This is a genomic window from Marisediminitalea sp. (assembly GCF_984433645.1).
The window spans coordinates 1-8,951 of the sequence record NZ_CFIDRX010000177.1 but is presented as its reverse complement, the minus strand read 5'-3'; the positions used below and the strand labels follow the sequence as shown (position 1 = coordinate 8,951).

The following is an 8,951-nucleotide window of genomic DNA, read 5'->3' as shown; positions in this document are numbered from 1 at the left end:
TTGGTATTTACCAGCATAGTGACTACAGACAGATACGCCGCCTGCTCGTCCGATACGGTAAGCTGGTACGACTCGTTGCTTCCAGGGCCCACAGGTGCGCTGCCCGACTCTGTTGCCAGCGTACCTTCGGTTGCCAGCACATCGCTGTTGTCGCCCCCCTCAGCAAGCACTTCCAGTGCCGCCGACGCGCTTTCACCCACTTGCCACAATGACTGCTCACCATGCAGCAGAACCGCTACCGGCGACAGAGGCTGTGCAGCACTGATATTTTCGATAGTCACTTCATAGGTTAACATCACCGGCACAGGTTCTGGCTCAGGTGTATTGCGGTTATTGTCATTGTGATCACAGGCGGCAAGTAACGCCGTGCCCATTCCCACTACAGCCAGATTACGTAACATTGAAAGCTTCATAACGCCTCCTTATTCCGTTACGGTCACGGTAACTTTGGCTACCGGGTTCAACCAGCGTTGCACGGTATTTTGAATATCACTTTGACCGCCCATCATATCCGCATCGCCCAGGTTACCGGGGTGAATGTGCACCATGGCGTTGTTGATAGTGGTTGTAACACCGCTGCCACCTGTGCCAATCAGATCTTCTAATGGCGGAGGTACAGGCATACCTGGCGCACCCGGCGCGCCGCCCCCACGAATTTCATCGTTCGCTTCTGTACCGGCATCATAGGCGTTAAGGTAGACGGTATAGGTGCCGGCTTCCTGGGGAATTGGCCAGCTATTCAGACCGACAAAACCATCGTTGGTAGGTAGCAACATACCCACAATAGACAGCGCAGTGTTGGTATCTGCCGTGGTAAATGTTGCGGTGGTGCTTGCAGTAGGCATAAGTAAACCGCCAGCCGGGTTAGCCACCATATCAGCGCTGATAGCCATCGCTGCCGTCTCCAACCCTGAAATATCACCGCCTTCAGCCATAGCTTGCAGTTCAGCGGAGGCCGCTTCACCTACATTAAACAAAGATTGGTCAGGTGTGTGTGCTGTAACTAGCAGCGGCGTGAAATAAATCCCGCGTGTGAGGTTTTGTACCTCAACTTCTACATCAACGGCATGCGCCTGAACAGCGGTGCCGGCTAAAGCAGCGGATAGCATTAAACGGAACAGATTTGAACGTGTCATTGTATCTCCTTACTGAGTCAAAACGGTCATCAGCTGACATCAACTGACGGGTGTAAGAAGATAATGCGAGGAAGGTGTCGCGAAATTATCACGACAATTTCACAATTTTATGCCAGGGGTAAAAAGCAGGTGGTGGTATTTGCTCAGACTTTAAAAGTAAAAAATCCGGCCTGGGCCGGATTTTCAATATAACTACTTAACCACTTTCAGGTTCGGTTTACCCGTCGGTTTGGGTGGTGCCTGTGGCGGCACTTCTGCATCAGCTTTTGCTTCTGCAATCACCGGCGATGGTGCTTCCGTTTCCGCTGTTTCTTCCAGCGGCTCGGCGGCAAATACCGTTCCAGCCCCATTCTCTCTGGCATAGATAGCCAACACAGCATGACAAGGCATACTGATTCGACGTGGCTGACCACTAAAGCGCGCCTGGAATGACAAGCCGTCTTTGTCCAGGTAAAAGTTCACGCAGGCTGACGGAGAGATGTTCAGTACAATCTGACCGTCTTTTACAAATTCCTGCGGCACATCCACTAACTCATTAGTAGCGTCTACCACTATATATGGCGTAAGGTCGTTATCGACAATCCAGTCGAAAAACGCACGCAATAAATAGGGTTGGTTTGACGTCATTTGGGTCATAGTGGGTTGTGGATCTCGCGTTCCTGATCGGTTAACGATGCTTTGAACGAGCTGCGTGCAAAAATACGGTTCATATATGCATGAATATCTTTGCTGCCGTTACCTGTTAGCTCAATGCCCAACGCAGGTAAACGCCATAACAGCGGTGCCAGATAGCAATCAACCAGGCTGAACTCTTCACTCATGAAATAAGGCATTTCAGAGAACACAGGTGCCAGACTTAGTAACGCTTCACGCAGTTCATTGCGGGCCGTTTCAACGTCGCCTTCACCACGGAAAATTTGTGCTGCCAGACTGTACCAGTCCTGCTCGATACGATGCATCATCAGACGGCTTTGACCGCGTGACACAGGGTAAACAGGCATTAATGGCGGGTGCGGGAAACGCTCATCAAGATATTCCATGATGATGTGCGACTTATAAAGCACCAATTCACGATCGACCAACGTTGGTACCGTACCATACGGGTTTAGTTCAAGTAGATCCTCAGGCAGCTTGCTGGGGTCAGTGTAGCTGATTTCTACGCCGACACCTTTTTCCGCCAATACGATGCGAACCTGGTGACTGTAGATATCAATTGTGTCTGAGAACAACGTCATGATTGAACGTTTATTCGCGGCTACGGCCATTCATTCTCCTCCGTCAGAGATACGTTTGAAACTGTCCACTTTAACACCCTATTAAAGTGAAAAAAGGGGGCGAGAAGCCCCCTGTCGGTCATTATACTATAAATTGGGCTAATTAGTGCACATCTCGCCAGTATTCTTTTTTCAGCAAGTATACAAACACAAACAGCACTAAAATGAATACCAGAACCCACTTACCAATCGACTCAGATTCGAGGCGGAAAGGCTCGCCGGTATACTCAAGGTAATTCACCAAATCCAGTACCGCCTGGTCGTATTCTGCCGTTGTCATGCTGCCGTCGCCATCGGTTTTAATACCAACGTGACGCATGACTTTTTCGCCGTCAACCAGTGCTTCTTCCTCGGTCATACGAGGTGTACCTTGCAGAGGCTGAAGTACGTGAGGCATACCCACTTCAGGGAATACGGTGTTGTTAACGCCAAATGGACGAGACTCATCTACGTAAAAAGAACGCAAATAGGTGTAGATCCAATCAGCACCGCGAACACGAGCAACCAGTGTCAGGTCTGGTGGCGCAGCACCAAACCACACAGCAGCAGACTCAGCCGGCATTGAACGCGTGATGTAATCAGAGATTTTCTCACCGGTAAACTGCAGGTTTTCCTGTGCTAAATCTTCCGGAATACCCAGGTCGTTAAAGGTGCGCTGATAACGCTGGTACTGCTGGCCGTGACAGCCAAGGCAATAGTTCATGAAGATCTTAGCACCACGCTGTAACGACGCCTTGTCAGACAAATCATAGTTAGCTTTGTCCAGGTGTACGTTACCGCCTGCGGCAAACGCAAAACCAGGTAATAGCAAAGCCAGAATACAAATTAGTTTTCTCATTTAGGGATCCTCGCTGGAACTGGTTTTGTGGTCTCATTTTTACTGTAGATGAACAGTAAGATGAAGAACCCGAAATACATTACTGTCAGAATTTGTGAGGCAGTAATTTTCCAGTTTTCCTGCGGCGTACCACCCAGGTAACCCAAGAATACGAACACAATGGCAAACACAATCAGGTTAGTTTTGTGCAGACCACTGCGATAACGCCATGACTTCACAGTACCACGGTCGAACCAAGGTAACAGGAACAGGAAGATAATGGCGCCAAACATGGCAATAACACCAAACAGCTTATCCGGAACCGCTTTCAGGATGGCGTAAAACGGTGTGAAGTACCAAACCGGGAAGATGTGCTCTGGTGTCTTCAGCGGGTTAGCGATTTCAAAGTTAGGATGCTCCAGGAATTTACCACCCATTTCAGGGGCAAAGAACATAATGTATGTGAAACCAGCCAGGAAGATACAGAACGCCACCAGGTCTTTCAGCACGATGTGCGGGAAGAACGGCAATACGTCATCAGCAATGTCGTACTTGCTGGTGTAGTACTCGTGAATTTCAAACTTGGTTTTCTCGTCTTCAGACAAGCTGCCTTTCTTGTGCTTGATAGCCACGCCGTCAGGGTTGTTTGAACCCACTTCGTGAAGCGCAATGATGTGCAGGAATACCAGAATCACAATTACCAGTGGCAATGCAATAACGTGCAGAGCGAAGAAACGGTTTAGCGTCGCACCAGAGATAACGTAGTCACCCTGAATCCACTGAACCAGGTCAGGACCAATCACCGGAATCGCACTAAATAGAGATACGATTACCTGTGCACCCCAGTAAGACATTTGTCCCCATGGCAGTACATAGCCCATGAAAGCTTCCGCCATCAGCGCCAGATAAATTAGCATACCGAAGATCCACAGTAATTCACGTGGCTTCTGGTAGGAACCGTAAATCATGCCGCGGAACATGTGCAGATACACCACAATGAAGAACGCAGAGGCGCCGGTGCTGTGCATGTAGCGAATAATCCAACCGTAGTCGATTTCGCGCATGATGTATTCAACTGAAGCAAACGCGCCTTCAGCAGTCGGGTTAAAGTTCATGGTTAGCCAGATACCGGTAACAATCTGGTTTACCAGTACGACAGTGGCTAAAAACCCAAACACGTACCAGAAGTTCATGTTTTTGGGTGCAGGGTATTGGATTGCGTGCATATTGGCTACACGCATCATTGGGATACGTTCTTCGATCCAGGCTAAAAACGCTTGCATGTTAAGCAACCTCCGCTTCTGAACCAATGATGACGGTATTTTCGTCAACGAATTGGTACGGTGGCACCACCAGGTTTAATGGTGCAGGAACATTTTCGAATACGCGTCCTGCCATATCAAACTTAGAGCCGTGACATGGGCAGAAGAAGCCATCCGGTACGCCTTCAACATATTCTTCGAAGGCACCGTCTTTCATATGCTGTGGAGAACATCCAAGGTGGGTACAAATACCAACCAGGATCAAATATTCTTCTTTTAGTGAACGATACTGATTTTTTGCAAAAGCAGGCTGTTGCTCATTTTCAGAATTAGGGTCGCGTAACTGATCTTCGTGATTGCCTAATTCAGCAAGAATCTCAGGGGTACGGCGCACAATCCAGACCGGCTTGCTTCGCCACATAACACGAATTAGCTGACCGGGTTCAATTGCACTGATATCTACCTCGACATCAGCACCGGCCGCTTTCGCTTTCGCACTCGGATTCCAAGACGCTACAAAAGGTACAGCCGCACCAGCTGCACCTACGCCGCCAACAACACACGTTGCTACGGTTAAAAACCGACGGCGCGGATTGTCTTGCGGCTTGTCATCACTCAGCGCAGACTCTTTTGCATCTACAGACACATTGCTCATCCACTTTTCTCCAGGTTTTGGATAATATGAATCCGAGAATCACCTACCTAGGTCAGTGTTTAACGGTATTCATGGTACTTATCGTGTTACTCGCTCTTGGTACTTTTTGCAGTTCGGCGATTTCACGAAAGAAAGTCAAATTTTTCGACCGAAAATGATAAAAGAAAACCCCCTCAAAACACAAGGAATTACTGGAATTAACTAGCGAAATAGTTGTAAGGTTTGAGCCCCATCAAAGACGATGAGACGAAAGTCGTAAACCCAAACACAGCAAATCACATATTTTTTACATGGATTTAGCATTTGCTTTGACTCGTCGCCAGCCCATAGTACGCCAAGCTTTCCCATTGATTAATTTATACTCAGCAGCAGGGTGCCATTCGCTGCCCGCACGTAGCTGAAAAAACAAACAATGCGCTTAGTTTTTATCACGGTTAACAAATCCGCTTTTTTCTAAAAACGGCCTTTTTTTGAAATTTAGCCAGCAAACCGCTCATTCAGGTAGCTGATGATGGCCTTAGACTCATACATCCACTCCACCTGACCATCGTCATGCTGAATACGCAAACAAGGCACCTGTACTTTACCGCCGCCATTAATTAGCGCATCACGATGCGGTGAGCCTTGTGTGGCGCTCAGTTTTTTTACGGGAGCATTCAGTTTATAGATTACACGACGGGTTTTGGTACAAAACGGGCAGGCGAAAAAATGATAAAGGGTTAAATTCGAAGCAACTTCATTGACCTTCTGTTGAGCTTCTGGTGAACGTTTGATGCGACTCCAGCGGGTTACAACATCGGCAGAAACAATCACTAATCCCAGGGCATTTCTGATTAATTTTACTAACATACCTTTCTCTTACTTTGCATTAGTGTGAATGAAGAACGTTTGTGTGCGGCGGTCCGGATAAGCTGGACCCCTGTTCGTTTGAAGACACAAACAACCCAATGTGGGCAGGTAAAAAAAAACCCGGCAAAAGCCGGGTTTTTGAAACCGTATAAAACGAATTAACGTTTTGAGAACTGAGGCTTCTTACGTGCTTTATGCAGACCAACTTTCTTACGTTCAACGCGACGAGCGTCACGAGTAACAAAGCCAGCTTTGCGCAGCGCAGGACGAAGCGCTTCGTCATATTCCATCAGAGCACGAGTGATACCGTGACGGATTGCACCAGCCTGACCATTTGAACCACCACCAGCAACAGTGATGTAAAGGTCAAATTTTTCAGTCATTTCAACTAACTCAAGTGGTTGACGAACAACCATACATTCAGTTTCACGACCAAAGTACTCGTCAAGAGCACGTTTGTTTACTGTGATGTTTCCTGTACCTGGACGCAGGAATACACGAGCAGTAGAACTTTTGCGACGGCCAGTGCCGTAATATTGAGTATCTGCCATGTGATAAGCTCCTTAAATGTCCAATACTTGAGGTTGTTGTGCAGTGTGCTTGTGCTCAGCACCCGCGTAAACTTTTAGCTTGCGGAACATTGCGCGGCCCAGAGGACCTTTTGGCAACATGCCTTTAACCGCTTTTTCAAGGACCATTTCTGGCTTGTGAGCGATCAGCTTCTCAAAGTTAGTTTCTTTCAGACCACCTGGGTAACCAGTGTGCGAGTAGTACATTTTGCCCTGAGCTTTGTTACCAGTTACAGTAACTTTCTCTGCATTGATAACTACGATGTAATCACCAGTGTCAACGTGCGGTGTGTACTCAGGCTTGTGCTTACCACGTAAACGCAGAGCGATTTCTGAAGCTAAGCGGCCTAAAGTTTTGTCTGTGGCGTCTACCACGTACCAGTCACGTACAACCGTTTCTGGCTTTGCAACAAAAGTTTTCATTTTTAAATTTACCCGAAAATAATTCGTCGTTACTTAGGTTTTTTGTAAAAACCCCCTGAAAAATCAATATACGGACCCCTTCGAATCCACTGATTTCTTCCACTTTCCCAAAGTGGGTGTAACTGGGCAGGGCGCGAATTATACAGGAATTGCCCAAAAAGCGAACCCCTAATTTTTAAATTTTTCATTGGTAAATTCAAAAAATGTCATCTAGCCTTAAATGAGTTGTGTCTATTCGTTGTAGTACATGAAAAACCTGGCCGTTGTTTTACTCTTATTCACACTTTTTACACCCCACGGAGCTGCCTCAGAAAGCGGCGACGTCATTTTTGCTCGCGCTTTTGCTGACGACGCCTACGGTTATTATCACGCCAAGGTTTTACAACGCGTACTGGAGCTAACACCTGAATTTGGTATAGCCAATGCCGTGCCCCACCCTCAGCCCATGCCACAGGCCCGACAAATCATTAAACTAAAAAGCGGTGAAGCCGACGTAATGTGGAGTGCAACGTCAGACACACGGGAGCAGCAGTTATTGCCGGTCCGATTTCCCCTGTTACAAGGGCTAGCGGGTTACCGCGTACTGGTCATCAATGCTTATAAACAGGCTCAATTTCCTCATTCGATAAGTAGAGAAACTATACAGGGATTAGTGGGAGTACAGGGCAAGGACTGGCCAGACTTAGCGGTACTTCAACACAATGGATTCAAGGTAGAAGCAGCTCAGTGGAGTTTGTGGTTTCACACCATGTTTACCGCTGTAGAAAAAGGCATGGTAGATTACTTCCCCAGAAACGTTATCGAAGTCACCAACGATCTTGAAAGACACAAAACCAAACGTATAAAGCTGGAAGACAACTTTATCCTGCGCTATCCGAGTTACGAGTACTTTTTCGTTTCACCGCACAAGCCCGATCTGGTAAATCGCATTCAGATAGGGTTGTTGCGGATGCTGGACAACGGTGAACTGAAAACCATGTTTGAAAAACACGAGAATCACCTGACAGCCATAAAGCTTGCGACTGACCCAAACCGGAAAATTATTGAACTGGCCAACCCGGACCTTTCGTATAAATTCGATGAACCTTTTTGGGGGAACACCCCTGCTTACATGCGCGCAGAGTTGGAAAAAGTTATTCAGTTTAATGCTCAGACCGCGAGCAAGAAGTAACGCGACCAGCCTACGCTTTGGCTTTCGCCTGCTGCCAAAGGTGCTCAAGTTCTGCCAGACTCATATCGCTAAGCTGTTTATTCGATAGTTCTGCTGTCTGTTCTACCTGCGCAAAACGCTTGGCAAACTTAAGGCTTGCCCGACGTAGTGTCGCATCTGCATCGACGTTGGCGTGACGGGCCAAATTCACCATAGCGAATAAAGCATCGCCAATTTCTTCTTCAAGTCGCGTCGAGTCCACCGGTTCGGCTTGCAGTTCGGCCTGAATTTCGTCAACCTCTTCAGCGACTTTGTCGAGCACCGGCGCAATGTCAGGCCAGTCAAAGCCGACTTTGGCGCACTTTTTCTGGATTTTTTGCGCGTACATCAAGGCCGGCAACCCGGTAGGTACATCAGACAATATCGACGCTTGCGGTGACGCCGACTCAGCCTTCTCCTGAGCTTTAATTGCGTCCCATTGCGCCGACAGCGCAGATTCATCCGTATCGACATCCGCAAACACATGCGGATGACGACGCACCATTTTGTCACTTATTGCATTCGCGATATCCGCAAACTCAAAATCGCCCTGTTCTTTGCCAATCTGGGCATAAAACACGATTTGAAACAACAAGTCGCCCAGTTCATCTTTTATGTCTGCCGAGGCCCCCCTTTCAATGGCATCGACCGCTTCATAGGCTTCTTCGATGGTGTACCGGGTAAGCGACGACATGGTTTGTTGTGCATCCCAGGGGCAGCCCGTGTTGGGATCGCGCAACGCAGCCATAATGCCAAGCAGGCGATCCAGCGCTTCGC

12 protein-coding genes are annotated in these 8,951 nt (G+C 47.9%); 1 reads left to right on the top strand and 11 read right to left on the bottom strand.

The annotated features are described in order from the left end of the window. The 10 genes from AC4MRN_RS17310 to rplM form a co-directional block, all read right to left on the bottom strand. Positions 1-413, bottom strand: a 413-nt coding sequence (locus AC4MRN_RS17310) for a spondin domain-containing protein (RefSeq protein ID WP_491203977.1), incomplete at its 3' end; no start/stop codon positions are given. Between the two features lie 9 nt (positions 414-422). Next, positions 423-1,136: a spondin domain-containing protein gene (locus tag AC4MRN_RS17305; RefSeq protein ID WP_073320287.1), complete on the bottom strand. Its 714-nt coding sequence runs from the start codon at positions 1,134-1,136 to the stop codon at positions 423-425. A gap of 192 nt (positions 1,137-1,328) precedes the next feature. Next, positions 1,329-1,772, bottom strand: coding sequence for a ClpXP protease specificity-enhancing factor (locus tag AC4MRN_RS17300; protein ID WP_084526295.1), 444 nt, complete (start codon positions 1,770-1,772; stop codon positions 1,329-1,331). Continuing rightward, positions 1,769-2,401, bottom strand: a complete 633-nt coding sequence (gene sspA, locus AC4MRN_RS17295) for a stringent starvation protein SspA (protein WP_073320290.1) — start codon at positions 2,399-2,401, stop codon at positions 1,769-1,771. Before sspA ends, AC4MRN_RS17300 begins: the two co-directional genes overlap by 4 nt. A 112-nt stretch (positions 2,402-2,513) precedes the next feature. Then, positions 2,514-3,248: a cytochrome c1 gene (locus tag AC4MRN_RS17290; RefSeq protein ID WP_073320295.1), complete on the bottom strand. Its 735-nt coding sequence runs from the start codon at positions 3,246-3,248 to the stop codon at positions 2,514-2,516. Next, positions 3,245-4,510 (bottom strand): cytochrome b, encoded by a 1,266-nt coding sequence (locus AC4MRN_RS17285; protein ID WP_073320298.1) that lies wholly within the window; start codon positions 4,508-4,510, stop codon positions 3,245-3,247. The genes AC4MRN_RS17290 and AC4MRN_RS17285 overlap by 4 nt, the downstream gene beginning before the upstream one ends. Position 4,511: 1 nt before the next feature. Continuing rightward, positions 4,512-5,144, bottom strand: a complete 633-nt coding sequence (gene petA / locus AC4MRN_RS17280) for a ubiquinol-cytochrome c reductase iron-sulfur subunit (protein ID WP_073320302.1) — start codon at positions 5,142-5,144, stop codon at positions 4,512-4,514. Positions 5,145-5,621: 477 nt separating this feature from the next. Beyond that, positions 5,622-5,993, bottom strand: a complete 372-nt coding sequence (locus AC4MRN_RS17275) for a glutathione S-transferase N-terminal domain-containing protein (protein WP_073320305.1) — start codon at positions 5,991-5,993, stop codon at positions 5,622-5,624. Positions 5,994-6,151: 158 nt separating this feature from the next. Further along, the gene (rpsI, locus tag AC4MRN_RS17270) at positions 6,152-6,544 is read right to left on the bottom strand and encodes a 30S ribosomal protein S9 (RefSeq protein ID WP_073320309.1); all 393 of its coding nucleotides are present in this window, start codon (positions 6,542-6,544) and stop codon (positions 6,152-6,154) included. Between the two features lie 12 nt (positions 6,545-6,556). Next, the gene (gene rplM / locus AC4MRN_RS17265; protein WP_073320311.1) at positions 6,557-6,985 is read right to left on the bottom strand and encodes a 50S ribosomal protein L13; all 429 of its coding nucleotides are present in this window, start codon (positions 6,983-6,985) and stop codon (positions 6,557-6,559) included. Between the two features lie 247 nt (positions 6,986-7,232). Here rplM and AC4MRN_RS17260 point away from each other — a divergent pair, with 247 nt between their 5' ends. Continuing rightward, positions 7,233-8,156 carry a hypothetical protein gene (locus tag AC4MRN_RS17260; protein ID WP_491055103.1) on the top strand — a complete coding sequence of 308 codons (924 nt, stop codon included), beginning with the start codon at positions 7,233-7,235 and terminating at the stop codon, positions 8,154-8,156. Between the two features lie 10 nt (positions 8,157-8,166). On the opposite strand, the gene mazG is transcribed toward AC4MRN_RS17260, so the two are convergent. Continuing rightward, complete coding sequence (mazG, locus tag AC4MRN_RS17255) at positions 8,167-8,943, bottom strand: nucleoside triphosphate pyrophosphohydrolase (RefSeq protein WP_491203978.1); 777 nt, start codon at positions 8,941-8,943, stop codon at positions 8,167-8,169. Between the last annotated feature and the right edge of the window lie 8 nt (positions 8,944-8,951).

Excerpts from the sequence above, each read along its gene's own strand:
- AC4MRN_RS17275 (WP_073320305.1), bottom strand. The coding sequence starts at position 5,993 with ATGTTAGTAAAATTAATCAGAAATGCCCTGGGATTAGTGATTGTTTCT.
- AC4MRN_RS17305 (WP_073320287.1), bottom strand. The coding sequence starts at position 1,136 with ATGACACGTTCAAATCTGTTCCGTTTAATGCTATCCGCTGCTTTAGCC.
- rplM (WP_073320311.1), bottom strand. The coding sequence starts at position 6,985 with ATGAAAACTTTTGTTGCAAAGCCAGAAACGGTTGTACGTGACTGGTAC.
- AC4MRN_RS17285 (WP_073320298.1), bottom strand. The coding sequence starts at position 4,510 with ATGCAAGCGTTTTTAGCCTGGATCGAAGAACGTATCCCAATGATGCGT.
- rpsI (WP_073320309.1), bottom strand. The coding sequence starts at position 6,544 with ATGGCAGATACTCAATATTACGGCACTGGCCGTCGCAAAAGTTCTACT.
- sspA (WP_073320290.1), bottom strand. The coding sequence starts at position 2,401 with ATGGCCGTAGCCGCGAATAAACGTTCAATCATGACGTTGTTCTCAGAC.
- petA (WP_073320302.1), bottom strand. The coding sequence starts at position 5,144 with ATGAGCAATGTGTCTGTAGATGCAAAAGAGTCTGCGCTGAGTGATGAC.
- AC4MRN_RS17290 (WP_073320295.1), bottom strand. The coding sequence starts at position 3,248 with ATGAGAAAACTAATTTGTATTCTGGCTTTGCTATTACCTGGTTTTGCG.
- AC4MRN_RS17260 (WP_491055103.1), top strand. The coding sequence starts at position 7,233 with ATGAAAAACCTGGCCGTTGTTTTACTCTTATTCACACTTTTTACACCC.
- AC4MRN_RS17300 (WP_084526295.1), bottom strand. The coding sequence starts at position 1,772 with ATGACCCAAATGACGTCAAACCAACCCTATTTATTGCGTGCGTTTTTC.